This is a genomic window from Yersinia aldovae 670-83, from assembly GCF_000834395.1.
In the GTDB taxonomy this organism is placed as follows: domain Bacteria; phylum Pseudomonadota; class Gammaproteobacteria; order Enterobacterales; family Enterobacteriaceae; genus Yersinia; species Yersinia aldovae.
Window position 1 is genome coordinate 2,347,481 of the sequence record NZ_CP009781.1, and the last position, 26,471, is coordinate 2,373,951.

Below are 26,471 nucleotides of genomic sequence, written 5' to 3' on the forward strand. Positions count from 1 at the left end.
CATGCTGAAGATCGCCGATACCACTTTTACCTCACGTTTATTTACCGGTACGGGCAAATTTGCCACGGCTGAATTGATGCTGGAAGCACTACGCGCCTCCGGTTCACAACTGATAACGATGGCGATGAAACGAGTAGATTTACGGGCGGGTAACGATGCCATTCTTGCGCCGTTGCGCCAGCTAGGCGTGCGCTTACTGCCTAATACCTCGGGGGCTAAAACTGCGCAAGAAGCTGTATTTGCTGCCCGTCTGGCGCGCGAAGCACTGGGTACCCATTGGGTAAAATTGGAAATTCATCCGGATGTGAAGTATTTACTGCCCGATCCAATAGAAACCCTGAAAGCTGCCGAAATACTGGTGAAAGAGGGATTTGTGGTTCTGCCTTACTGCGGCGCAGACCCGGTATTGTGCAAACGGCTGGAAGAAGTCGGCTGTGCGGCCGTCATGCCATTGGGGGCACCGATTGGATCAAATTTAGGCTTACGTACTCGCGACTTTCTGCAAATTATTATCGAGCAGGCCAAAGTACCCGTGGTGGTCGATGCTGGAATTGGTGCGCCAAGCCATGCACTTGAAGCTATAGAACTAGGCGCTGATGCTGTTCTGGTGAATACCGCGATAGCTGTTGCGCGCTCACCGGTGCACATGGCGCATGCTTTCCGTTTGGCGGTTGAATCCGGTGAATTGGCGCGTCAGGCTGGGCTTGGCAACCAACAGTTTGGCAAGGCCATTGCCACCAGCCCACTGACTGGCTTTCTCAGCCAGCTTGAGGAAGAAAATCATGTCTGAAGGGTTCAGCCAGCGCTGGCAGCAATTGAATTGGGATGATATTTCGCTGCGCATCAACAGTAAAACCGCCGCCGATGTTGAGCGAGCGATTCACGCGGCCAAACCCAGCCGTGAAGATCTCATGGCATTGATTTCACCGGCGGCTTTGGCTTATCTGGAGCCGATGGCACAGAAGGCGCAGCAACTGACGCGCCAGCGTTTTGGCAATACCGTCAGTTTTTATGTGCCGCTTTATCTTTCTAATCTGTGCGCCAATGATTGTACTTACTGCGGTTTCTCGATGAGCAATCGTATTAAGCGCAAAACATTGAATGAAGCTGAAATCATCCGTGAGTGTGAAGCCATCAAAGCATTAGGCTTCGAACACTTGCTGCTGGTCACCGGTGAGCATCAGGCAAAAGTGGGAATGGACTATTTTCGCCGTCATTTTCCAACTATTCGCAATCAATTCAGCTCGCTGATGATGGAAGTTCAGCCATTGGCGCAAGAAGAGTATGCAGAGCTAAAAACGTTGGGATTGAATGGCGTGATGGTTTATCAGGAGACCTATCATCCGGCGACTTATCAGCAACATCATTTGCGCGGCCATAAACAGGATTTTCATTGGCGGCTGGCAACCCCTGATCGTCTCGGTCGGGCTGGGATCGACAAGATCGGATTAGGTGCGTTGATTGGCTTGTCGAGCAGTTGGCGCACCGACTGCTACATGCTGGCGGAGCATCTGTTTTACCTGCAACAAACCTATTGGCAGAGTCGCTACTCAATTTCATTCCCACGTCTGCGCCCATGTGCCGGGGGAATTGAGCCAGCTTCTCTGATGAGCGAACCACAACTGCTGCAATTGATCTGTGCTTTTAGATTGTTTGCTCCGGATGTAGAACTGTCACTCTCAACCCGTGAATCGCCTTTCTTCCGCGATAACGTGATTCCGGTCGCGATTAATAATGTCAGTGCGGGTTCCAAAACTCAGCCGGGCGGATATGCCGATAATCATCCTGAACTTGAGCAATTTGCCCCTCATGATAATCGAACGCCTGAACAGGTGGCTCAGGCATTAACGCTGGCAGGGCTGCAACCGGTGTGGAAGGATTGGGATCGTCATTTCGGGCGCATATCCCAATAAATTTCGTGCTTTCATTCTGAAAAATAAGCAAAAAAAAACCGCTCCGAGAGGAGCGGTTTTTACGTTGGTGACGAACAAAGAGATTAGTCTTTGCTGTTACCAAAACCGGCGTTAAGCAATTCAGCCAGGTTAGCAGTTGCTTCATCCGCGCTCACTTGCGGTACAACTGGAGCTTCACCTTGTGCTTTACGGCGTGCACGATCCTGATGATAAGCGTAACCGGTACCGGCTGGAATCAGACGGCCGACGATAACGTTTTCTTTCAGGCCACGCAGTTCATCACGTTTACCGGCAACCGCCGCTTCAGTAAGAACGCGCGTGGTTTCCTGGAACGAAGCCGCAGAGATGAAGGACTCGGTCGCCAAGGATGCCTTGGTGATACCCAGCAGGTCACGGGTGAACGTAGCCTCAATTTTGCCTTCGGCTGCCAGCTTACGGTTAGCGATTTTAACGCGAGACATTTCTGCCTGCTCGCCTTCCAGGAAGTCGGTGCTACCAGAGTCAACGATGGTGCCTTTACGCAGCATCTGACGAACGATAACTTCAATGTGTTTATCGTTAATCTTAACGCCTTGCAGACGGTAAACTTCCTGCACTTCGTTGGTGATGTAACGGGTAACCGCGTGAACGCCACGCAAACGCAGAATGTCATGTGGAGATTCTGGGCCATCGGAAACCACGTCACCGCGTTCTACAATTTCACCTTCGAACACGTTGAGCTGACGCCATTTCGGAATCATCTCTTCGTATGCATCGCTACCATCTAACGGTGAGATAACCAGACGACGTTTGCCTTTGGTCTCTTTACCGAACGAGATGATCCCGCTGATTTCAGCCAGGATTGCAGGCTCTTTCGGACGACGTGCTTCGAACAAGTCAGCAACGCGTGGCAGACCACCGGTGATATCCTTAGTACCGCTTGATTCCTGAGGAATACGCGCCAGGGTATCACCTGCACCGATCTGAATGCCGTCTTCCAACTGTACAATCGTTTTACCTGGCAGGAAGTATTGAGCAGGCATATCAGTACCTGGGATCAATACATCGTCGCCTTTAGCATCAACGATTTTCAGTGCCGGACGCAGGTCTTTACCGCTGCCGGTACGCTCTGCACTATCCAGTACTACCAGAGAAGACAAACCAGTCAGTTCGTCGGTCTGGCGGGTAATGGTCTGGCCGTCAACCATGTCCGCGAAGCGAATGAAACCGCTCACTTCGGTCACAACTGGCATGATGTGCGGATCCCAGTTAGCAACGGTTTCGCCGCCCTGGACTTCTGCGCCATCGCCTTTAGCCATGACAGCACCGTAAGGCACTTTGTAGCTTTCTTTAGTACGACCGAATTCGTCGATCAGCTTCAGCTCGGTATTACGAGACGTAATAACCAGCTTGCCCGCTGCATTGGTAACGAACTTGACGTTGCTCAGTTTCAAGCTGCCTTTGTTCTTAACCTGGATGCTGGACTCTGCCGCCGCACGAGATGCCGCACCACCGATATGGAACGTACGCATCGTAAGCTGGGTACCCGGCTCACCGATGGACTGTGCTGCAATAACACCAACCGCTTCACCTTTGTTGATGATGTGACCACGAGCCAGGTCGCGACCATAGCAGTTTGCACACACACCAAAGTCAGTTTCACAGCTTACAACTGAACGAACTTTAACGCTGTCGACGGAGTTTTCTTCTAACAGATCACACCATTTTTCGTCCAACAGGGTGTTACGCGGAACCAGAATATCAGCCGTACCCGGCTTGATAACTTCTTCTGCGGTCACACGACCCAGAACGCGATCGCGCAGTGGCTCTTTAACATCACCACCTTCGATAACCGGGGTCATCACGATACCGTTATGGGTACCACAATCGTCTTCGGTTACCACCAGATCCTGTGCCACGTCAACCAAACGACGGGTCAGGTAACCGGAGTTCGCAGTTTTCAATGCGGTATCCGCCAAACCTTTACGCGCACCATGCGTTGAGATGAAGTACTGAAGTACGTTCAAACCTTCGCGGAAGTTCGCAGTGATTGGCGTTTCAATGATCGAACCATCTGGCTTGGCCATCAGACCACGCATCCCGGCAAGCTGACGAATCTGTGCAGCAGAACCACGCGCACCGGAGTCGGCCATCATAAAGATGCTGTTGAATGACACTTGCTGTTCGACAACGCCGTCACGGTTGACAACATCTTCTACCGACAAGTTATCCATCATCGCCTTGGCAACACGTTCGTTAGCCGCGGCCCAGATATCGATCACTTTGTTATAACGTTCGCCTGCGGTTACCAGACCAGATTGGAACTGCTCCTGGATCTCGGCAACTTCAGTTTCAGCTTCTTCGATGATCCCTGCTTTCGCTTCTGGGATAACCATGTCATCGATACCTACAGAGGCGCCTGAGCGTGCTGCGTAAGCAAAACCGGTGTACATGATCTGGTCAGCAAAGATAACCGTTGGCTTCAAGCCCAGGATGCGGTAACAGGTGTTCAGCATCTTGGAGATAGCTTTTTTGCCCAGCGGCTGGTTCACGATAGAGTAAGGCAGGCCTTTCGGGACGATCATCCACAAAATAGCACGGCCAACTGTCGTATCGATGATGCTGGTACGCGTAATGCTTTCGCCTTCGACATTACGGATTTCTTCCGTAATACGCACTTTTACGCGGGCATGTAAAGATGCCAGGCCACCACGATAAATACGTTCAGCTTCTTTCGGGCCAGTCAGAACCATGCCTTCGCCTTTGGCGTTAACACAGTCGCGGGTCATGTAATACAGACCCAATACAACGTCCTGAGAAGGAACGATGATTGGCTCGCCGTTCGCTGGTGACAGGATGTTGTTGGTAGACATCATCAACGCACGCGCTTCTAACTGAGCTTCCAGTGTCAGCGGTACGTGAACAGCCATTTGGTCACCATCGAAGTCGGCGTTATAGGCCGCACAAACCAGTGGGTGCAACTGGATTGCCTTACCTTCGATCAGAACCGGTTCAAACGCCTGGATACCCAAACGGTGAAGGGTGGGTGCACGGTTCAGCAGCACTGGGTGTTCGCGGATAACTTCATCCAGGATATCCCAAACCACAGCTTCTTCACGCTCAACCATCTTCTTGGCGGCTTTAATGGTGGTAGCAAGACCACGCAATTCCAGCTTGCCGTAGATGAACGGTTTGAACAGCTCAAGAGCCATTTTCTTAGGCAGACCGCACTGATGCAGACGCAGGTATGGACCAACGGTAATAACCGAACGGCCTGAGTAGTCAACACGTTTACCCAGCAAGTTCTGACGGAAACGACCTTGCTTACCTTTGATCATGTCAGCCAGTGACTTCAACGGACGCTTGTTAGAGCCGGTAATCGCACGACCGCGACGGCCGTTATCCAGCAATGCATCTACTGCTTCTTGCAGCATACGCTTTTCGTTGCGCACGATGATGTCAGGAGCCGCCAAGTCCAGCAGGCGCTTCAAACGGTTGTTACGGTTGATCACGCGACGATACAAATCGTTCAGATCAGAAGTCGCAAAACGACCACCATCCAACGGAACCAATGGACGCAAGTCTGGCGGCAGCACAGGCAGCACGGTCAGGATCATCCACTCTGGCTTGTTGCCAGACTGTACGAACGCTTCCAGCAGCTTGATACGCTTGGTCAGCTTCTTACGCTTGGTTTCAGAATTTGTTTCGTTCAATTCTTCGCGCAGGATCTCGCACTCCGCTTCCAGATCCATGTTTTTCAACAAGGCTTGGATCGCTTCTGCGCCCATTTTCGCGTCGAACTCATCACCAAACTCTTCCAACGCGTCCAGATACTGCTCTTCAGTCAGGATCTGACGACGTTCCAGGTTGGTCATACCGCCTTCAACAACCACATAGGATTCGAAGTACAGTACACGTTCGATGTCACGTAATGGCATATCCAGCAGCAAACCGATGCGGGATGGCAGCGATTTCAGGAACCAGATGTGCGCAGTTGGAGAAGCCAGTTCGATGTGACCCATACGCTCACGGCGTACTTTGGTTTGAGTCACTTCAACGCCGCATTTCTCACAAATAACACCGCGGTGTTTCAAACGCTTGTACTTACCGCACAGGCATTCATAATCTTTTACTGGGCCAAAGATACGGGCGCAGAAAAGGCCGTCACGTTCTGGTTTGAACGTACGGTAGTTAATGGTTTCCGGCTTTTTAACTTCACCGAACGACCAGGAACGGATCATGTCTGGCGAGGCCAGAGCAATTTTGATCGCATCAAACTCTTCGGTCTTAGTTTGCGCTTTCAGAAACTTTAATAAGTCTTTCACGGATTGGCTCCTGTCGGAGTTAGACCTGATAGGCGCTCAAAACGAAATTTGAGCGCCCCTGTGACCAGTGCGAACCACCAGCAAGCTCCCGGCTATAAGAGCTTGCCGTCTGGTGAAGAATTACTCTTCTTCCAGCTCGATATTGATGCCCAGCGAGCGGATTTCTTTCAACAATACGTTGAAGGACTCCGGCATACCTGGTTCCATACGGTGATCGCCATCCACGATGTTTTTGTACATCTTGGTACGGCCGTTTACATCGTCGGACTTGACGGTAAGCATTTCCTGCAATGTGTACGCGGCGCCATAAGCTTCCAACGCCCACACTTCCATCTCACCGAAGCGCTGACCACCGAACTGAGCCTTACCACCCAGCGGCTGCTGAGTAACCAGGCTGTAAGAACCGGTAGAACGCGCATGCATCTTGTCATCAACCAAGTGGTTCAGTTTCAGCATGTACATGTAGCCGACAGTAACCTGACGTTCGAATTGCTCGCCGGTACGGCCGTCAAACAGAGTAATCTGACCAGAAGTTGGCAGACCACCTAGCTGTAACAGTTCCTTGATCTCTTTCTCTGTCGCACCATCGAAGACGGGTGTTGCAATTGGCATACCTTTTTTCAGGTTCTCAGCCAGACGCAATACTTCGTCATCGGTGAAGGTGCTCAGATCAACTTTCTGACAAACGTTGTCGCCCAGATCGTAGGCTTTCTGGATGAACTCACGCAGTTTGGCAACTTCTTCCTGCTTTTTCAGCATGGCGTTGATTTTCTCGCCGATGCCTTTCGCTGCCATCCCTAAGTGGGTTTCCAAAATCTGACCGATGTTCATACGCGATGGTACGCCCAGCGGGTTCAGAACGATGTCTACCGGCGTACCGTTTTCATCGTAAGGCATATCTTCGATCGGGTTAATCTTAGAGATAACACCTTTGTTACCGTGACGACCGGCCATCTTGTCACCCGGTTGAATCTGACGTTTAACCGCCAGGTACACCTTGACTATCTTCAGTACGCCGGGTGCTAAATCATCGCCTTGGGTGATCTTACGACGCTTGGCATCCATCTTCTTCTCGAATTCGGATTTCATTTCGTCGTACTGCTCTGCCAACTGTTCCAGTTGGTTTTGCTTGTCTTCGTCGGTCAGGCCCAGTTCGAGCCAACGATCACGAGGTAACTTGCTCAGCTTGTCAGCTTCGATGCCACCAGAAACCAGTACTGCATGGATACGTGCAAACAGGCCCGCTTCCAGGATCTGCAACTCTTCCGTCAGGTCTTTCTTGGCCTGCTTCAGTTGCATCTCTTCGATTTCTAACGCACGTTTGTCTTTTTCTACGCCATCGCGAGTAAAGACCTGCACGTCAATAACCGTACCGGAAACACCATTTGGTACACGCAGAGAAGAGTCTTTAACATCAGACGCTTTCTCACCGAAGATCGCACGTAACAGCTTCTCTTCTGGCGTCAGTTGGGTTTCACCTTTAGGTGTTACCTTACCCACCAGAATGTCGCCACCAGTCACTTCAGCACCGATATACACGATACCGGACTCATCCAGTTTGGACAGTGCAGCTTCACCCACGTTCGGGATATCAGCCGTTATCTCTTCTGGCCCCAGCTTGGTGTCACGGGACACACATGCCAGTTCTTGAATGTGGATGGTGGTGAAGCGATCTTCTTGTACCACGCGCTCGGAGACCAAGATGGAGTCTTCGAAGTTGTAACCGTTCCAAGGCATGAACGCTACGCGCATGTTCTGACCCAATGCCAGTTCGCCCAGGTCTGTTGATGGGCCATCTGCCAGCACGTCGCCGCGCTCAATTGGCTCACCCAGATTCACACACGGCATCTGGTTGATACAGGTGTTCTGGTTAGAACGGGTGTATTTGGTCAGGTTATAAATATCAATGCCTGCTTCGCCCGGATACATCTCGTCTTCGTTAACTTTAATCACGATACGGGATGCATCTACGTACTGAACAGTACCGCCACGTTTGGCTACAGAGGTTACCCCTGAGTCAACCGCTACTGCACGTTCCATACCAGTACCCACCAACGGCTTATCAGCACGCAGAGTAGGAACCGCCTGACGTTGCATGTTCGCACCCATCAAGGCACGGTTGGCGTCATCGTGTTCCAGGAATGGAATCAGAGAAGCACCAACGGACACCACCTGTTGAGTGGAAACGTCCATGTAGTCAACTTGATCGCGGCTAAATAGGCTTGATTCGCCTTTGCTACGACAAGTGACCAAGTCTTCGATGAAGCGGCCGTCTTCGTCCAGGTTGGAGTTCGCCTGAGCGATAACGAAGTTGCCTTCTTCAATAGCAGACAGATAGTTAATTTCATCGGTCACCACACCATCGCGCACGCGACGATAAGGGGTTTCCAGGAAACCATACTCGTTGGTCTGTGCGTACACGGACAAGGAGTTGATCAGACCGATGTTTGGACCTTCTGGCGTTTCGATTGGACATACGCGACCGTAGTGAGTCGGATGAACATCTCGAACTTCAAAGCCAGCACGTTCACGGGTCAAACCGCCCGGGCCCAATGCAGAGATACGACGTTTATGCGTAATCTCAGACAACGGGTTGTTCTGGTCCATAAATTGTGACAACTGGCTGGAACCAAAGAACTCTTTCACCGCCGCCGAAATCGGCTTGGCGTTGATCATGTCCTGAGGCATCAGAGTGTCGAGGTCGCCCAGAGACAAACGCTCTTTAACTGCACGCTCAACACGAACCAGACCTACACGGAACTGGTTTTCAGCCATTTCACCAACGGAACGAATACGACGGTTGCCCAAGTGGTCGATATCATCCACTTCGCCGCGACCATTACGGATATCGATGAGCTTTTTCATCACTTCGGTGATGTCTTCTTTGCTCAGGATACCGGAACCTTCGATTTCGTCACGCAGCAGAGAACGGTTGAACTTCATCCGGCCAACCGCTGACAAATCGTAGCGGTCTTCAGAGAAGAACAGGTTCTCAAACAGGTTTTCAGCGGCTTCGCGTGTTGGTGGCTCACCAGGACGCATCATGCGGTAGATTTCAACCAAAGCGCTCAGACGATCGCTGGTTGGGTCAACACGCAGGGTCTCGGAGATATAAGCACCGTGATCCAGGTCGTTGGTGAACAATGTTTCGATGTGCTTGTGGCCAGACTGGCTCAGCTTAGCCAGCAAATCCAGTGACAGCTCCATGTTGGCTGCACAGATAAGCTCGCCGGTGTTCGTATCGATATAGTCTTTTGCAACTACTTTACCGGCAATGTATTCAACCGGAACTTCGATGCGATCAATGCCGTCTTTTTCAAGCTGGCGAATATGACGTGCAGTAATACGACGCGCTTTCTCGACGTAAACCTTGCCATTCGCTTCAATATCAAAGGATGCCGTTTCACCGCGCAGGCGCTCTGGAACCAATTCCATCTGCAGCTTGTTGTCACGAATTTCAAAGACCACTTTATCAAAGAACAGATCCAGGATCTGTGCCGTGGTGAAACTCAATGCACGCAGAATGATGGTTGCAGGCAATTTACGACGACGGTCAATACGGACAAACAGGTTGTCTTTCGGGTCAAACTCGAAATCTAACCATGAACCGCGGTAAGGGATGATACGTGCGTTATACAGCACTTTGCCCGATGAATGGGTCTTACCCTTATCACTGTCAAAGAATACACCAGGACTACGATGCAGCTGAGATACGATAACCCTCTCAGTACCGTTAATGACAAAGGTACCGTTTTCGGTCATGAGTGGAATTTCACCCATGTAGACTTCTTGTTCTTTGATGTCTTTGACCGTACCTTCCGGAGCTTCACGCTCATAGATAACCAGGCGCAGTTTAACGCGCAGTGGTGCGGAATAAGTCACACCGCGGATCTGGCACTCTTTGACGTCAAATACTGGCTCACCAAGACGGTAGCTAACGTATTGCAGCTCCGAATTGCCGCTGTAGCTCTGAATAGGAAAAACAGAACGGAATGCTGCTTCCAGACCGTGTTGTCCTTCGGGATCTTGCTCGATAAATTTCTGGAACGAGTCAAGTTGGATAGAAAGGAGATAAGGGATATCCAAAACTTGTGGACGTTTCCCAAAATCCTTACGAATACGTTTTTTCTCGGTATAGGAGTAAACCATAGGGTTCCTCAGCTCGCTGAAAAGTCGACCCACTCTGTCTGCCCTGAAACCAGGACAGGTCGTGCAACACTATTATTTAGAATGAGAAGTCGAAACACTTCTCGGAATACTCTTTTCTATCACTCTTAAACCATTTCATCGCGTTACTTTGACTACCGAGCTACCCGAGTGGGTCGTAGCTGAGAACGCAGTATATTAAGTCGTCAATAGAAAGGAATATTTGGGGTCAGCCAGCCGCTAAACAGTGTGAAATGCGACTAACGCCCTACAGCGCAAAAAGGCTGATGACTAAAAAGTCACCAGCCATCAGCCTATAAGTTAGGCTGCAAACTCAAAGCTTAACTTACTTGATCTCAACTTCAGCACCAGCTTCAGTCAGAGCTTTTTTCAGTGACTCAGCTTCGTCTTTGTTCACGCCTTCTTTCAGAACTGCCGGTGCAGATTCAACCAAGTCTTTAGCTTCTTTCAAGCCCAGGCCAGTTGCGCCGCGAACAGCCTTGATTACTGCAACTTTGTTAGCGCCGAATGAAGTCAGAACAACGTTGAATTCAGTTTGTTCTTCTACAGCTTCAGCAGCAGCAGCAGGACCTGCAGCAACAGCAGCAGCTGAAACGCCGAATTTCTCTTCCATAGCAGAGATCAGTTCAACGATTTCCATTACAGACAGAGCTGCAACGCCTTCCAGAATTTGGTCTTTAGTGATAGTTGACATAACAATTGTTCCTAAAATACAGAAATAGTTTATACGTTAAAAAGCAACGATGGAGAAAAAAGGCAGTTAAGCAGCTTCTTTCTGATCGCGCAGTGCAGCCAGAGTACGAACCAATTTGCCGGCAGCGGCTTCTTTCATGGTTCCCATCAGACGTGCGATTGCTTCTTCGTAGGTTGGCAGAGTTGCCAGGCGGTCGATCTGAGCCGCAGGGATTAACTCGCCTTCAAAGGCTGCTGCTTTAACCTCAAATTTCGCATTATCTTTAGCAAATGCTTTGAACAAACGAGCAGCTGCGCCCGGGTGTTCAGAAGAGAATGCAATCAAGGTTGGACCAACAAACGTGTCTTTCAGGCAATCGAATTGAGTGCCTTCAACAATGCGACGCAGCAAGGTGTTACGAACAACTTGCATGTGAACGCCAGCTTCACGACCTGCTTTACGCAGTTCAGTCATTTTATCAACGGTAACGCCACGAGAATCCGCAACAACCGCAGACAGCGCACCTTTGGCTACTTCTTTAACTTCAGCAACAATCGCTTGTTTGCCTTGAAGATTTAGTGCCATTAGTTCTTGCTCCTGGATTAACCGGGGAGTAATTCCCCGGAACTCACGTCACCCAATCCACTACAAAATGCAATGAAAGGGCGTTGAAACACGGTGAGCAGAATCCAGCAAAGGCACTTCTTGTTTTTTATAAATAAAAAGAAGAAGAAAAAATGCTTTAGGTTCTGTCACCGTCTACGCAGGGAATTAAGTGTTTTTTACAACACACCTGCGGTCTTGGACGGAGGCTTGGATAAGGCCAAGCTCCAACCGATAAATTCTGGTGTTCTGATAATGAGTCAAACCCATCAACAGAAGCATGGGCGTAAGATTCTAGACAAACCTTACGCCCACGTAAAGCGATAAAAGCAAATAGTGATTAGACCACTACTGCTGACAGGCCGCTTTGATCAATAGAAACGCCGGCGCCCATAGTGGTGGACAGGCTGATTTTCTTGATATAAACGCCTTTCGCTGTAGCAGGTTTAGCACGCTTCAGCGCAACAACCAGAGATTCTAAGTTTTCTTTCAACTTCTCTGAGTCGAAATCAACTTTACCAATGGTGGTGTGGATAATACCGTTTTTGTCGTTGCGATAACGAACCTGACCTGCTTTAGCATTCTTAACTGCTTCAGCAACGTTAGGAGTAACAGTACCCACTTTAGGGTTAGGCATCAGGCCACGTGGGCCCAAGATTTGGCCCAATTGACCTACAACGCGCATTGCATCTGGGGAAGCAATAACAACGTCGAAGTTCATTTCGCCTTTCTTGATTTGATCAGCCAGATCTTCCATACCTACCAATTCAGCGCCTGCTTCTTTCGCAGCTTCAGCGTTTGCACCCTGAGCGAAAACAGCAACGCGGACTGAACGGCCAGTACCGTGTGGCAACACAGTTGCACCACGAACGTTCTGGTCAGATTTACGTGCGTCGATACCGAGGTTAACGGCAACGTCCACACTTTCTACGAATTTAGCAGTAGCCAGCTCTTTCAGCAGGGCAACAGCTTCGTTGATATCGTATTGCTTAGTAACATCAACTTTGTCACGGATCACGCGCATGCGCTTGGTCAGCTTAGCCATTTATTAACCCTCCACTACCAGGCCCATGGAACGAGCAGTACCTTCGATTGAACGCATCATAGCGTCAACGTCAGCACCAGTCATATCCGCAGCTTTGGTTTCTGCGATTTCACGAACCTGAGCACTGGTCACAGTCCCTACTTTGTCTTTGTTCGGCTTGCCGGAACCAGACTTAATACCTGCCGCTTTTTTCAGCAGAACTGCTGCTGGCGGGGTTTTAGTAACGAAAGTGAAAGAGCGATCAGAATAAACAGTAATAACAACAGGGATCGGCAGGCCTTTTTCAATGCTTTCAGTCTTAGCATTGAACGCTTTACAGAATTCCATGATGTTAACACCCTGCTGACCCAATGCTGGGCCAACTGGTGGACTTGGGTTCGCCATACCAGCTGCAACTTGCAGCTTGACATAGGCTTGTACTTTCTTAGCCATTTACGATTTCCTCGATTTGGGTAGTATCGCCTCGCGTTCGAGGCTCCCCGTGTTTTGTCTCGCTATTATTTACAATGAAATAAGTTGTCACGGATGACAAAAAGCAAGACATCTAAAAACAAAAGGCGCGAAATTATATTGTAATTTCACGCCTAAGACAAGACTCAAATTTCAACCAATGGCGAAAAATGAATCAGCCTTTTTCTACCTGACTGAAATCCAGTTCAACCGGCGTTGCACGGCCAAAAATGGAAACAGACACTTTCAAGCGGCTCTTTTCGTAGTCCACTTCTTCAACAACACCGTTGAAGTCTGCAAACGGACCATCGCTAACACGAACCAACTCACCTGGCTCAAACAGTGTTTTAGGACGTGGTTTATCACCCACTTGTTGAAGGCGATTCATAATCGCATCAACTTCTTTATCACTGATGGGTGCAGGACGATCGGATGTACCGCCGATAAAGCCCATGACACGCGGCACGCTACGCACTAAGTGCCAGCTGGCATCGTTCATCACCATCTGCACCAGCACATAGCCTGGGAAGAATTTACGTTCACTTTTACGACGTTGACCGCCACGAATTTCGACGACTTCTTCCGTTGGAACCATGACTTCGCCAAACAGCTCTTCCATGTCATGTAACTTGATATGCTCACGTAGCGATTGAGCTACGCGGCCTTCAAAACCGGAAAACGCCTGAACGACGTACCAACGCTTTTTGGGTGCTTCAGACATCTTAGAACCTCAGGCCAGTAATAAATGAGACCAGGCGAACCAGAATACCATCCAGTCCCCATAGAATCAGTGACATTACAGCAGTTACCGCCGCAACGATTAATGTCGTGTGCAGCGTTTCCTGACGGGTAGGCCAAATCACTTTACGCACTTCCGTGCGTGCTTCACGAGCAAACGCTACAGTGGCTTTGCCTTTTGCCGTCATCAATGCAACAGCACCGGCAACCGCGATAATTACTACAACTGCCAACGCACGTAGCGGCAAGCTGAAATCACGGTAATAATAATTACCGACAATAGCTGCAACTAACAATACAGCAACGATTAGCCATTTAGCCGTTTCCAGGCCACGTCCGCTCCCTGGAGCCTCGGTATTCGCACTCATAAACCAACCTGTCACTATGATTCAGAACAACAACTTTGCTTCGCATCGCAAAGCAAACCAAGCTGAAAGATGCTCTAGAGACTCTCTAATCAGCACCATTCAGCACTATTCGCCGTACTTCCAGAGCCCATCTCACCAGTAATTATGATTAAAAAACCACTGATGAGATAGGTTCTAGCATGACAACGTAGAAAAAGGGCATCAAATGATGCCCTTTTATCGCATGTCGCGTCAAATCTTATTCAATGACTTTAGCAACAACGCCAGCGCCGACAGTTCGACCACCTTCGCGAATCGCGAAGCGCAGACCGTCATCCATTGCAATAGGAGCGATCAGGTTAACAATCATTTGAATGTTGTCACCTGGCATCACCATTTCAACGCCTTCTGGTAATTCGATGGTACCGGTTACGTCAGTTGTACGGAAGTAGAACTGAGGACGGTAGCCTTTGAAGAACGGAGTATGGCGGCCGCCTTCATCTTTGCTCAGAATATAAACTTCTGATTCAAATTTGGTATGTGGCTTGATAGAACCTGGTTTAGCCAGAACCTGACCACGTTCGATCTCTTCACGTTTAATACCTCGCAGCAGAACACCGACGTTCTCACCTGCACGGCCTTCGTCCAGCAGTTTGCGGAACATTTCAACGCCGGTACAAGTAGATTTAACGGTGTCTTTCAGGCCAACAATTTCAACTTCTTCGCCAACTTTAACAATACCGCGCTCTACACGACCGGTAACTACCGTACCACGACCGGAGATAGAGAATACGTCTTCGATTGGCAGCAGGAACGGCTTATCGATAGCACGCTCTGGTTCAGGAATGTAAGAATCCAAGTAGCCAGCCAGTTCGATAATTTTTGCTTCCCACTCAGGCTCGCCTTCCAGCGCTTTGAGTGCTGAGCCACGAACAACCGGTGTATCATCGCCAGGGAAATCGTAGGTAGACAGAAGATCACGCACTTCCATTTCTACCAATTCCAGTAACTCTTCGTCATCCACCATGTCACATTTATTCATGAAGACAATGATGTAAGGAACGCCAACCTGACGACCCAACAGGATATGCTCACGCGTCTGTGGCATTGGGCCATCAGTCGCAGCAACAACCAAGATAGCGCCGTCCATTTGAGCAGCACCGGTTATCATGTTTTTAACGTAGTCGGCGTGCCCTGGGCAGTCAACGTGCGCATAGTGACGAGATGGGGTGTCATATTCAACATGAGACGTGTTGATGGTGATACCACGCGCCTTCTCTTCCGGAGCGTTGTCAATCTGGTCGAATGCACGAGCACTCCCGCCGTAGGTTTTAGCCAAAACGGTGGTGATTGCAGCAGTTAGGGTAGTTTTACCATGGTCAACGTGGCCGATAGTACCCACATTAACGTGCGGTTTTGTACGTTCAAACTTTTCTTTAGACATCGATTGTCCCTCTAAGACACGGAATCGGTGGTTTCACCACATCAACCAAGCATATGCTTGCTGAATCCATAACGCAGAAAGAAAATCAGGGGACGAGAAGATGAGAAATGGTGCTGATAGGCAGATTCGAACTGCCGACCTCACCCTTACCAAGGGTGCGCTCTACCAACTGAGCTATATCAGCACATCTTGGAGCGGGCAGTGGGAATCGAACCCACATCATCAGCTTGGAAGGCTGAGGTAATAGCCATTATACGATGCCCGCGTCTTAGAACTCGGCTACCTGACTTAATCTGCAGAAATTTGAAAGGAAGGGCTTTGCCACTTCACTCTTCATCGAGAGCACAGCTCTCGCCTTGAGTGTTGACTGGGAGGTTCGGTCTTCTGAATCACCCTGGGACTCAAGGTCAAACATGGTGGTGAGAGAAGGATTATTAATCACTTCGTTCCTCGACCTTCGGGCCGCCGCTATGCGTTGTTGACTCACTACGCACGACTCGAAACTTCGCGAAGGTTTTCACCTTCCCTTGAAGGGCCTCATTTGGATTCTCTATTTTGAATCGGCTTGAGACTCAAGGTTAAAAATGGTGGTGGGGGAAGGATTCGAACCTTCGAAGTCGATGACGGCAGATTTACAGTCTGCTCCCTTTGGCCGCTCGGGAACCCCACCTAATTTTTAGTACTTGAATGGTGCCGGCACCAAGAGTCGAACTCGGGACCTACTGATTACAAGTCAGTTGCTCTACCAACTGAGCTATGCCGGCATCAAGTGCAGCGCATTCTAGGTAGACCGAGGCTATGATGCAACAAAAAAATCGCATATTTTGCTCTTTCGCTCATAAAACCACCACTTTTCAAATGCATGGTGGATTATTAAACTCGCTTCGCTCAATTAGCAACCAGGGCGCTAAGTATTGTAACCATTCTGTTGATCAAAATCCGTTCTAAAAGCAGTGTCAGATCTCATTGCCGGATAAACGTACGCTCGCCCTGGAATGAGATTTACGCCCCAAAACGGTGAAACAGTCCCCAGGAGAGTGCAAATTTATCTAAAAATTATTGGAATATCGTCGTATTCGCATCGCTGTATGTTTGGCTTGTTTATTGCTTAAACATAAATATAAGCAATATATGGCCTATGGATATTAGACCAACGCGGCTACAGATGAGGAACATCACTATGAAAATAGTACAACTTAATACAGCAACAATGCCAGTATACCAAAGTGGACTGGTAAGCTTATTAATTGATGCCGTGGCCCACGGCGCGTCCGTAGGTTACGACACGCACAGCCTGCCGCAGGACGCTGCTGAACGTTATTTTCATAGTCTGCGCCCGGACATGGAAAAGGGTACACTATTGCTGTGGATTGCCCGCGACGAACAAGGCATTGTCGGTACAATCCAGCTTAATCTTTGCCAGAAACCGAATGGGTTGAATCGGGCAGAAGTACAGAAACTACTCGTACACAGCCGCAGCCGTCGCTCCGGTATTGGACATAAGTTAATAATTGCGATGGAGGGCAAGGCATTACAACTGTCGCGCGGGCTATTGTATCTCGATACCGAGGCAGGCTCTGCCGCCGAATCTTTTTACCGCTCACAAGGTTATCGCTATATAGGCGAGATTCCTGATTATGCCTGTTCGCCCGACGGTTACTATCATCCTACAGCCATCTATTTTAAGCGTTTATTTACTATTAATCAGATGCATACAGCCATAGTCCGATAATCACTCCATCGCATACCGTAATTGTCCTTAATTATATGGAATAGTTACGCATATCAAAGAAATCACTTACTAAGCACAAAAATGTCTACGCCAAAAACCAAGCTGCCTATAATATGCAGCTTGTTTCTTATCTGGAGTTGGCGTCCAGCGCCTTTCCCAACCTGCGTTAACAGGCAGAATTTGGCTTATGACAAAAAGAGATCAATCTTTAGCGACGCCTTATCTACAGTTCGATCGTACTCAGTGGGCTGCTCTACGTGACTCAGTACCCTTGACACTGACAGAAGAAGAAATCGTTAAACTTAAAGGGATTAACGAAGACCTTTCATTAGACGAAGTGGCACAGATTTATCTACCACTGTCGCGCTTACTTAATTTTTATATCAGTTCTAATTTGCGTCGTCAGGCCGTCCTGGAGCAATTTTTGGGTACGGATGGCCAACGCATTCCCTATGTCATCGGTATTGCAGGGAGTGTCGCTGTCGGTAAAAGCACCACTGCACGCTTGCTGCAAGCATTACTCAGCCGCTGGCCGGAGCACCGGAGTGTAGAACTCATTACCACCGATGGTTTTCTTCATCCTAATAAAGTGCTGAATGAACGTGGATTGATGAAGAAAAAGGGATTCCCTGAATCCTATGATATGCATAATCTGGTAAAGTTTGTTTCTGAGGTTAAATCCGGCGCAGACCATGTGACCGCGCCTGTTTATTCCCATTTGATATACGATGTGGTCCCTGATGGTAATAAAATCATTAAGCAACCTGACATTCTTATATTAGAAGGTTTAAACGTATTACAGAGCGGAATGGATTACCCTCACGACCCTCATCATGTATTTGTCTCTGACTTTGTCGACTTTTCTATATATGTTGATGCCCCTGAGGACTTGCTGCAAAGTTGGTATATCAATAGATTTCTTAAATTCCGACAAGGTGCATTTTCAAACCCTGACTCCTATTTCCATAATTACGCAAAACTACCCGAGACTGAGGCGGTTAAAATTGCCACCCAGCTGTGGAAAGAAATTAATGGATTGAATTTAAAGCAAAATATATTACCAACTCGTGAGCGGGCAAGTTTGATTATGACTAAGAGTGCCAATCACGCAGTGGAAAATGTACGTTTACGGAAATAATAAAAGTGGGAGGATTTAACCTCCCATTTATTATTTAATTAAACGCCGCGCAGGGATATTTCACCACCAATATAAGGTTTTATAATACCATCCTGATCTAGTAATAATGCACCCTGCTCATCAATACCCCTGGCAATACCGAATATATCTTGGTCGCCAATAATCAATTTTACAGGGCGACCAAGATAATTATCCATTTCTCGCCAACGGGAAATAAAGGCGGATAAACCTTCATTTTCAAATTTAACGACTGCAAGTCTTAATTCAGATAGCAGCTCTGCCGTGAGTTTATTACGATCAATATTAACACCAGCTTCTTGTAAATTGATCCAGTGTTGATTGATAACGTTGGTGGTCGACTCACGCATTGTCAAATTAATACCTGCACCGATAACCAACTGAGCGGCATCGCCCGTCTTCCCTGTCAGCTCAACCAGTATGCCTGCCAGTTTTTTATCATTTAAATACAGGTCATTTGGCCACTTAACACGAACCTGTTCGGCACCGAGTTTACGCAGAACTTCGGCCATAACAATCCCAACAACGAGGCTTAACCCCATTGCAGCAGCAGGGCCTTGTTCCAACCGCCAGAACATAGATAAATAGAGATTAGCACCAAAGGGAGATACCCAGTGACGCCCTCGTCTCCCTCTGCCAGCATGTTGGTATTCAGCCACACAAGCGTCGCCAGATTTTAATTCAGCGATGCGCTCCAACAAGTATTGATTGGTAGAGTCAACTACCGGCAAAACAGTCACTTGACCCGCGGGGAGATAACTTAATATTGCTTGCTCATCGAGCAATTGAATCGCTGAAGGCAAGCTATAGCCCTTACCCGGAACTGTAAAAACATCTAACCCCCACTCTCTGAGTGTTTGCATATGTTTATTAATCGCAGCACGGCTCATCCCAAAGGTTTCACCTAATTGCTCCCCTGAATGGAAAGCACCATCAGCTAATATACTAATTAACCGTAAAGGGATTTTAATATCTTTCACGACAAACGCTCCACAGCATTAACTTCACCATCATTCGCAATAAAGCGCACTTCTGGCTCCAGCCAGACCCCGAACTTCTGTGCCACTTGCTGGCGAATATAACTCGCAAGGCCTATTACATCCTCTCCAGTGGCCTCTGCAAGATTAATGAGTACTAGAGCTTGCTGCTGGTGTACCGCCGCACCACCAACTTTGTATCCCTTGAGAGCACATTGATCGATTAACCAACCTGCGGCCAGTTTTACTGATCCGTCTGATTGTAGGTAATGAGGAATACCAGGGTTATTCTTAACAAGATCGTTAGCTATCGCAGCATCCACGATCGGATTTTTGAAAAAACTCCCCGCATTACCGGTGATAGTTGGGTCAGGTAACTTACTACGCCGCATCGCACAGACTGACTTGAAGATATCTTGTGCCGTTACGGTCAATGGGTCTAAGCGAGTTAAATCACCATAACCGAGTGTAGGTATCCATGCTTTCATCAACTGAATACCCACCGCTACGATAGCAAACCCATCAACATAGCGATGTTTGAAAATACTGTCACGATAGCCAAACTGGCAATCATGTGCTGAGATGCGTTGGATAGAGCCGCTGTTCATATCAAGCAGATCGACGTATTCACATACCTTCTGTAATTCAACGCCGTAGGCTCCAATATTTTGGATTGGTGCAGAGCCGACACAGCCGGGAATCAGCGCCAAATTCTCCAATCCTGGCATATTATTTTCTAATGTATAACATACCAGGTCATGCCAGTTTTCTCCGGCTCCAACATGTAAATGCCAAGCCACGCTATCCTCAGAGAAAGTAATACCCTTGATGCGATTAAGTAGCACTGTCCCAAAGAAATCTTCAATAAATAGCACATTACTACCTTCGCCAAGCAATAAAACTGGCTGACTCTTGGATACTGACTCATTCCATGCGCTTATTAATTCTTCAGAAGAATTGGCACTGATGACATTACTTGCATAGGCTGGTAATGCGAATGTATTGAGGTGTTTTAGCGGGGAAAGTTGGCTCGACATTACTTTAGATACTCATTCTGACTGACTCTGTTGCTAGTCTAACCGATCATAATACTCAGGTTGTATTTGTTTTATATAAAGACTGAAAAAAACAAACTTAGCACACCTTCGGCTAATGCGAATTGGCTTTACGCCTATATTAAATGCTTATCCCCTTATGATCTCTGAATTCTAACCATAAAAAAGGCCACCCGTTAGGGTAGCCCTTCTCTTTTATTTGGTTTTCACACATAAAAATCCACGCCACACTCCACGCAAAAAACAATAGAAATAGTTTTTTATATTTCCCACACAGCAAAAACCCCACGCTTTTGGCATGGGGTCTTGGCTTGATTTGATGCCTGGCAGTGTCCTACTCTCGCATGGGGAGACCCCACACTACCATCGGCGCTACGGCGTTTCACTTCTGAGTTCGGCATGGGTTCAGGTGGTGCCACCGTGCTATGGCCGCCAGGCAAATTCTGTTTCAATTAACCCGCTACACAGTTCCCTGCACAGCCAGCCAATCCAATCTGGAATCATCGCTGAAAATGAATATCTGTCTCTCAAACACAAAACACCTTTGGTGTTGTAAGGTTAAGCCTCACGGATCATTAGTACTGGTTAGCTCAATGCATCGCTGCACTTACACACCCAGCCTATCAACGTCATAGTCTTTAACGTTCCTTCAGGGGGCTTAAAGCCCCAGGGAAGACTCATCTCGAGGCAAGTTTCCCGCTTAGATGCTTTCAGCGGTTATCTCTTCCGAATTTAGCTACCGGGCAATGCCATTGGCATGACAACCCGAACACCAGTGATTCGTCCACTCCGGTCCTCTCGTACTAGGAGCAGCCCCTCTCAATCTTCCAACGCCCACGGCAGATAGGGACCGAACTGTCTCACGACGTTCTAAACCCAGCTCGCGTACCACTTTAAATGGCGAACAGCCATACCCTTGGGACCTACTTCAGCCCCAGGATGTGATGAGCCGACATCGAGGTGCCAAACACCGCCGTCGATATGAACTCTTGGGCGGTATCAGCCTGTTATCCCCGGAGTACCTTTTATCCGTTGAGCGATGGCCCTTCCATTCAGAACCACCGGATCACTAAGACCTACTTTCGTACCTGCTCGAGCCGTCACTCTCGCAGTCAAGCTAGCTTATGCCTTTGCACTAACCTCACGATGTCCGACCGTGATTAGCTAACCTTCGTGCTCCTCCGTTACTCTTTGGGAGGAGACCGCCCCAGTCAAACTACCCACCAGACACTGTCCTCACCCCGGATCACGGGGCCGAGTTAGAACATCAAACATTAAAGGGTGGTATTTCAAGGTTGGCTCCATGCAGACTGGCGTCCACACTTCAATGCCTCCCACCTATCCTACACATCAAGGCTCAATGTTCAGTGTCAAGCTATAGTAAAGGTTCACGGGGTCTTTCCGTCTTGCCGCGGGTACACTGCATCTTCACAGCGAGTTCAATTTCACTGAGTCTCGGGTGGAGACAGCCTGGCCATCATTACGCCATTCGTGCAGGTCGGAACTTACCCGACAAGGAATTTCGCTACCTTAGGACCGTTATAGTTACGGCCGCCGTTTACTGGGGCTTCGATCAAGAGCTTCGCCTTGCGGCTGACCCCATCAATTAACCTTCCAGCACCGGGCAGGCGTCACACCGTATACGTCCACTTTCGTGTTTGCACAGTGCTGTGTTTTTATTAAACAGTTGCAGCCAGCTGGTATCTGCGACTGGCTTCGGCGCCGGGAGCAAGTCCCATTACCTAACGCCAGCGTGCCTTCTCCCGAAGTTACGGCACCATTTTGCCTAGTTCCTTCACCCGAGTTCTCTCAAGCGCCTGAGTATTCTCTACCTGACCACCTGTGTCGGTTTGGGGTACGATTTAATGTTACCTGATGCTTAGAGGCTTTTCCTGGAAGCTTGGCATCAACTACTTCATCACCGTAGTGACTCGTCATCACACCTCAGCGTTGATAAGCAACCGGATTTACCAAGTCGCTCCGCCTACATGCTTAAACCGGGACAACCGTCGCCCGGCTAGCCTAGCCTTCTCCGTCCCCCCTTCGCAGTAACACCAAGTACAGGAATATTAACCTGTTTCCCATCGACTACGCCTTTCGGCCTCGCCTTAGGGGTCGACTCACCCTGCCCCGATTAACGTTGGACAGGAACCCTTGGTCTTCCGGCGTGCGGGTTTTTCACCCGCATTATCGTTACTTATGTCAGCATTCGCACTTCTGATACCTCCAGCAACCCTCACAGGTCACCTTCAACGGCTTACAGAACGCTCCCCTACCCAACAACGCCTAAGCGTCGCTGCCGCAGCTTCGGTGCATGGTTTAGCCCCGTTACATCTTCCGCGCAGGCCGACTCGACCAGTGAGCTATTACGCTTTCTTTAAATGATGGCTGCTTCTAAGCCAACATCCTGGCTGTCTGTGCCTTCCCACATCGTTTCCCACTTAACCATGACTTTGGGACCTTAGCTGGCGGTCTGGGTTGTTTCCCTCTTCACGACGGACGTTAGCACCCGCCGTGTGTCTCCCGTGATAACATTCTTCGGTATTCGGAGTTTGCATCGGTTTGGTAAGTCGGGATGACCCCCTAGCCGAAACAGTGCTCTACCCCCGAAGATGAGTTCACGAGGCGCTACCTAAATAGCTTTCGGGGAGAACCAGCTATCTCCCGGTTTGATTGGCCTTTCACCCCCAGCCACAAGTCATCCGCTAATTTTTCAACATTAGTCGGTTCGGTCCTCCAGTTAGTGTTACCCAACCTTCAACCTGCCCATGGCTAGATCACCGGGTTTCGGGTCTATACCTTGCAACTAGACGCCCAGTTAAGACTCGGTTTCCCTACGGCTCCCCTATTCGGTTAACCTTGCTACAAAATATAAGTCGCTGACCCATTATACAAAAGGTACGCAGTCACCCAACTAGTAGGCTCCCACTGCTTGTACGTACACGGTTTCAGGTTCTATTTCACTCCCCTCGCCGGGGTTCTTTTCGCCTTTCCCTCACGGTACTGGTTCACTATCGGTCAGTCAGGAGTATTTAGCCTTGGAGGATGGTCCCCCCATATTCAGACAGGATGTCACGTGTCCCGCCCTACTCATCGAGTTCACAGAATGCGTGTTTTGGTGTACGGGACTATCACCCTGTACCGTGCGACTTTCCAGACGCTTCCACTAACACACGAACTGATTCAGACTCTGGGCTCTTCCCCGTTCGCTCGCCGCTACTGGGGGAATCTCGGTTGATTTCTTTTCCTCGGGGTACTTAGATGTTTCAGTTCCCCCGGTTCGCCTTGCATGGCTATGTATTCACCATGCAATAGTGCAACGAATTGCACTGGGTTTCCCCATTCGGGTATCGTCGGTTATAACGGTTCATATCACCTTACCGACGCTTTTCGCAGATTAGCACGCCCTTCATCGCCTCTGACTGCCTAGGCATCCACCGTGTACGCTTAGTCGCTTAACCTCACAACCCAAAAATGTTTCTTATGTTCAAGTCGGTTGCGCGTCGTGAATACAGCGTTGTGCGGTACTCGGAATGCTCATGAACATGCAGTTCACTCCGCTTCCTCTGTGCCGTACGCCTTGCCTTCACTTAGCTCACGCGACTCTCTTCATCAGAATACACATTGGCATTGCGATTATTTGAGAGACTCTAATACAGGGTAATCCTTATCTCAGTACCTCTACGGAGAGATAAGTTTCAGCTGTATTGTTTCAATTTTCAGCTTGTTCCAGATTGTTAAAGAGCAATATCTTAAACACGACTTGTTAAAGTCATCTTTAAGATATTCAGTTGATAATGTCTTTCACACATTATCGGAGTGGCGTCCCCAAGGGGATTCGAACCCCTGTTACAGCCGTGAAAGGGCAGTGTCCTAGGCCTCTAGACGATGGGGACACAAAAATTGCTACTGAATCATGGATTCAGTATTTTTGTGTAAAGGTGAGAATGTGGTGACACATTCGAACGACTGATGCAGTAAAAACTCGATGCCGAGGTCTTATTACACAATCATCACCCTCATCAACAGGTGCTCTTGCTCATTTACATTCATCAGACAATCTGTGTGGACACTACGCAATGCGTATCGTTAGGTAAGGAGGTGATCCAACCGCAGGTTCCCCTACGGTTACCTTGTTACGACTTCACCCCAGTCATGAATCACAAAGTGGTAAGCGCCCTCCCGAAGGTTAAGCTACCTACTTCTTTTGCAACCCACTCCCATGGTGTGACGGGCGGTGTGTACAAGGCCCGGGAACGTATTCACCGTAGCATTCTGATCTACGATTACTAGCGATTCCGACTTCATGGAGTCGAGTTGCAGACTCCAATCCGGACTACGACAGACTTTATGTGGTCCGCTTGCTCTCGCGAGTTCGCTTCACTTTGTATCTGCCATTGTAGCACGTGTGTAGCCCTACTCGTAAGGGCCATGATGACTTGACGTCATCCCCACCTTCCTCCGGTTTGTCACCGGCAGTCTCCCTTGAGTTCCCACCATTACGTGCTGGCAACAAAGGATAAGGGTTGCGCTCGTTGCGGGACTTAACCCAACATTTCACAACACGAGCTGACGACAGCCATGCAGCACCTGTCTCACGGTTCCCGAAGGCACTAAAGCATCTCTGCTAAATTCCGTGGATGTCAAGAGTAGGTAAGGTTCTTCGCGTTGCATCGAATTAAACCACATGCTCCACCGCTTGTGCGGGCCCCCGTCAATTCATTTGAGTTTTAACCTTGCGGCCGTACTCCCCAGGCGGTCGACTTAACGCGTTAGCTCCGGAAGCCACGCCTCAAGGGCACAACCTCCAAGTCGACATCGTTTACAGCGTGGACTACCAGGGTATCTAATCCTGTTTGCTCCCCACGCTTTCGCACCTGAGCGTCAGTCTTTGTCCAGGGGGCCGCCTTCGCCACCGGTATTCCTCCAGATCTCTACGCATTTCACCGCTACACCTGGAATTCTACCCCCCTCTACAAGACTCTAGCTTGCCAGTTTCAAATGCAGTTCCCACGTTAAGCGCGGGGATTTCACATCTGACTTAACAAACCGCCTGCGTGCGCTTTACGCCCAGTAATTCCGATTAACGCTTGCACCCTCCGTATTACCGCGGCTGCTGGCACGGAGTTAGCCGGTGCTTCTTCTGCGAGTAACGTCAATCAATCGTGCTATTAACACGACTGCCTTCCTCCTCGCTGAAAGTGCTTTACAACCCGAAGGCCTTCTTCACACACGCGGCATGGCTGCATCAGGCTTGCGCCCATTGTGCAATATTCCCCACTGCTGCCTCCCGTAGGAGTCTGGACCGTGTCTCAGTTCCAGTGTGGCTGGTCATCCTCTCAGACCAGCTAGGGATCGTCGCCTAGGTGAGCCATTACCCCACCTACTAGCTAATCCCATCTGGGCACATCCGATGGCGTGAGGCCCGAAGGTCCCCCACTTTGGTCCGAAGACGTTATGCGGTATTAGCTACCGTTTCCAGTAGTTATCCCCCTCCATCAGGCAGTTTCCCAGACATTACTCACCCGTCCGCCGCTCGCCGGCAAAGTAGTAAACTACTTCCCGCTGCCGCTCGACTTGCATGTGTTAGGCCTGCCGCCAGCGTTCAATCTGAGCCATGATCAAACTCTTCAATTTAAGATTTGTTTGATTTGCTATGAGTTAACATAGCGATGCTCAAAGATTACTTTCTGCAAATATGCATTCGAACCGAAGTTCAAATGTGTACTGCTTTGGTCACTCTTCAAGACTTTGATATTTCTTCTGCCTGCCGAAACAGGCGTCGATATCGTCTTGCGAGTGCCCACACAGATTGTCTGATAAATTGTTAAAGAGCGTTCGTTACCCGTTTGCCTTGCGGCGAATCT

At 49.0% G+C, this 26,471-nt stretch carries 15 protein-coding genes, 5 tRNA genes, 3 rRNA genes and 1 other RNA gene; 4 read left to right on the forward strand and 20 right to left on the reverse strand.

Going from position 1 to position 26,471, the window contains the following annotated elements:
• Position 1 precedes the first annotated feature (1 nt).
• Both AT01_RS10690 and thiH read left to right on the forward strand, forming a co-directional pair.
• The gene (locus tag AT01_RS10690; RefSeq protein ID WP_042547142.1) at positions 2–790 is read left to right on the forward strand and encodes a thiazole synthase; all 789 of its coding nucleotides are present in this window, start codon (positions 2–4) and stop codon (positions 788–790) included.
• Positions 783–1,913, forward strand: coding sequence for a 2-iminoacetate synthase ThiH (gene thiH, locus AT01_RS10695; protein WP_042547143.1), 1,131 nt, complete (start codon positions 783–785; stop codon positions 1,911–1,913). The genes AT01_RS10690 and thiH overlap by 8 nt, the downstream gene beginning before the upstream one ends.
• An 83-nt stretch (positions 1,914–1,996) precedes the next feature.
• On the opposite strand, the gene rpoC is transcribed toward thiH, so the two are convergent.
• From rpoC to AT01_RS10765, 14 genes are all read right to left on the reverse strand, one after another.
• Entirely contained in the window at positions 1,997–6,217 is a 4,221-nt protein-coding gene (gene rpoC, locus AT01_RS10700) for a DNA-directed RNA polymerase subunit beta' (RefSeq protein ID WP_042547144.1), read from the reverse strand.
• 120 nt (positions 6,218–6,337) lie between these two features.
• The gene (gene rpoB, locus AT01_RS10705) at positions 6,338–10,366 is read right to left on the reverse strand and encodes a DNA-directed RNA polymerase subunit beta (RefSeq protein ID WP_042547145.1); all 4,029 of its coding nucleotides are present in this window, start codon (positions 10,364–10,366) and stop codon (positions 6,338–6,340) included.
• Between the two features lie 343 nt (positions 10,367–10,709).
• Entirely contained in the window at positions 10,710–11,078 is a 369-nt protein-coding gene (rplL, locus tag AT01_RS10710) for a 50S ribosomal protein L7/L12 (RefSeq protein ID WP_004704684.1), read from the reverse strand.
• Positions 11,079–11,144: 66 nt separating this feature from the next.
• Positions 11,145–11,642: a 50S ribosomal protein L10 gene (gene rplJ, locus AT01_RS10715; RefSeq protein ID WP_004704682.1), complete on the reverse strand. Its 498-nt coding sequence runs from the start codon at positions 11,640–11,642 to the stop codon at positions 11,145–11,147.
• A gap of 358 nt (positions 11,643–12,000) precedes the next feature.
• Positions 12,001–12,705, reverse strand: a complete 705-nt coding sequence (gene rplA / locus AT01_RS10725; protein WP_042547147.1) for a 50S ribosomal protein L1 — start codon at positions 12,703–12,705, stop codon at positions 12,001–12,003.
• Positions 12,706–12,708: 3 nt separating this feature from the next.
• Entirely contained in the window at positions 12,709–13,137 is a 429-nt protein-coding gene (gene rplK / locus AT01_RS10730) for a 50S ribosomal protein L11 (protein WP_004704678.1), read from the reverse strand.
• A gap of 193 nt (positions 13,138–13,330) precedes the next feature.
• The gene (gene nusG, locus AT01_RS10735) at positions 13,331–13,876 is read right to left on the reverse strand and encodes a transcription termination/antitermination protein NusG (RefSeq protein WP_002210671.1); all 546 of its coding nucleotides are present in this window, start codon (positions 13,874–13,876) and stop codon (positions 13,331–13,333) included.
• A 1-nt stretch (position 13,877) separates the two neighbouring features.
• The gene (secE, locus tag AT01_RS10740; RefSeq protein ID WP_004704671.1) at positions 13,878–14,261 is read right to left on the reverse strand and encodes a preprotein translocase subunit SecE; all 384 of its coding nucleotides are present in this window, start codon (positions 14,259–14,261) and stop codon (positions 13,878–13,880) included.
• Between the two features lie 238 nt (positions 14,262–14,499).
• Positions 14,500–15,684, reverse strand: coding sequence for an elongation factor Tu (gene tuf / locus AT01_RS10745; protein WP_004704670.1), 1,185 nt, complete (start codon positions 15,682–15,684; stop codon positions 14,500–14,502).
• Between the two features lie 108 nt (positions 15,685–15,792).
• A tRNA-Thr gene (locus tag AT01_RS10750) sits at positions 15,793–15,868 on the reverse strand.
• A gap of 6 nt (positions 15,869–15,874) precedes the next feature.
• Positions 15,875–15,949: transfer RNA gene (locus AT01_RS10755), tRNA-Gly, on the reverse strand.
• A 149-nt stretch (positions 15,950–16,098) separates the two neighbouring features.
• A non-coding RNA gene (locus AT01_RS20780) (RtT sRNA) lies at positions 16,099–16,225 on the reverse strand.
• Between the two features lie 44 nt (positions 16,226–16,269).
• A tRNA-Tyr gene (locus AT01_RS10760) sits at positions 16,270–16,354 on the reverse strand.
• Positions 16,355–16,372: 18 nt separating this feature from the next.
• A tRNA-Thr gene (locus AT01_RS10765) sits at positions 16,373–16,448 on the reverse strand.
• Between the two features lie 416 nt (positions 16,449–16,864).
• On the opposite strand from AT01_RS10765, the gene AT01_RS10770 reads away from it, so the two are divergent.
• Together AT01_RS10770 and coaA are read left to right on the forward strand one after the other, a co-directional pair.
• Entirely contained in the window at positions 16,865–17,416 is a 552-nt protein-coding gene (locus tag AT01_RS10770) for a GNAT family N-acetyltransferase (RefSeq protein WP_042547148.1), read from the forward strand.
• 187 nt (positions 17,417–17,603) lie between these two features.
• Positions 17,604–18,554 (forward strand): type I pantothenate kinase, encoded by a 951-nt coding sequence (gene coaA / locus AT01_RS10775; RefSeq protein WP_042547149.1) that lies wholly within the window; start codon positions 17,604–17,606, stop codon positions 18,552–18,554.
• Between the two features lie 38 nt (positions 18,555–18,592).
• Here the strand turns inward: coaA and birA are convergent, their stop codons facing one another.
• The 6 genes from birA to AT01_RS10810 all read right to left on the reverse strand — a co-directional run bounded on the left by birA (position 18,593) and on the right by AT01_RS10810 (position 26,241).
• A complete protein-coding gene (birA, locus tag AT01_RS10780; RefSeq protein ID WP_042547150.1) occupies positions 18,593–19,552 on the reverse strand; it encodes a bifunctional biotin--[acetyl-CoA-carboxylase] ligase/biotin operon repressor BirA in 960 nt (319 codons plus the stop codon).
• Positions 19,549–20,586 carry a UDP-N-acetylmuramate dehydrogenase gene (gene murB, locus AT01_RS10785; protein ID WP_042547151.1) on the reverse strand — a complete coding sequence of 346 codons (1,038 nt, stop codon included), beginning with the start codon at positions 20,584–20,586 and terminating at the stop codon, positions 19,549–19,551. Before murB ends, birA begins: the two co-directional genes overlap by 4 nt.
• Positions 20,587–20,925: 339 nt before the next feature.
• Positions 20,926–21,041, reverse strand: a 5S ribosomal RNA gene (rrf, locus tag AT01_RS10795).
• 117 nt (positions 21,042–21,158) lie between these two features.
• Positions 21,159–24,065: ribosomal RNA gene (locus AT01_RS10800) — 23S ribosomal RNA — on the reverse strand.
• A 359-nt stretch (positions 24,066–24,424) separates the two neighbouring features.
• Positions 24,425–24,500, reverse strand: a tRNA-Glu gene (locus tag AT01_RS10805).
• A 198-nt stretch (positions 24,501–24,698) separates the two neighbouring features.
• A 16S ribosomal RNA gene (locus AT01_RS10810) occupies positions 24,699–26,241 on the reverse strand.
• Together the 16S, 23S and 5S rRNA genes with 1 tRNA gene alongside form the textbook arrangement of a ribosomal RNA operon.
• Between the last annotated feature and the right edge of the window lie 230 nt (positions 26,242–26,471).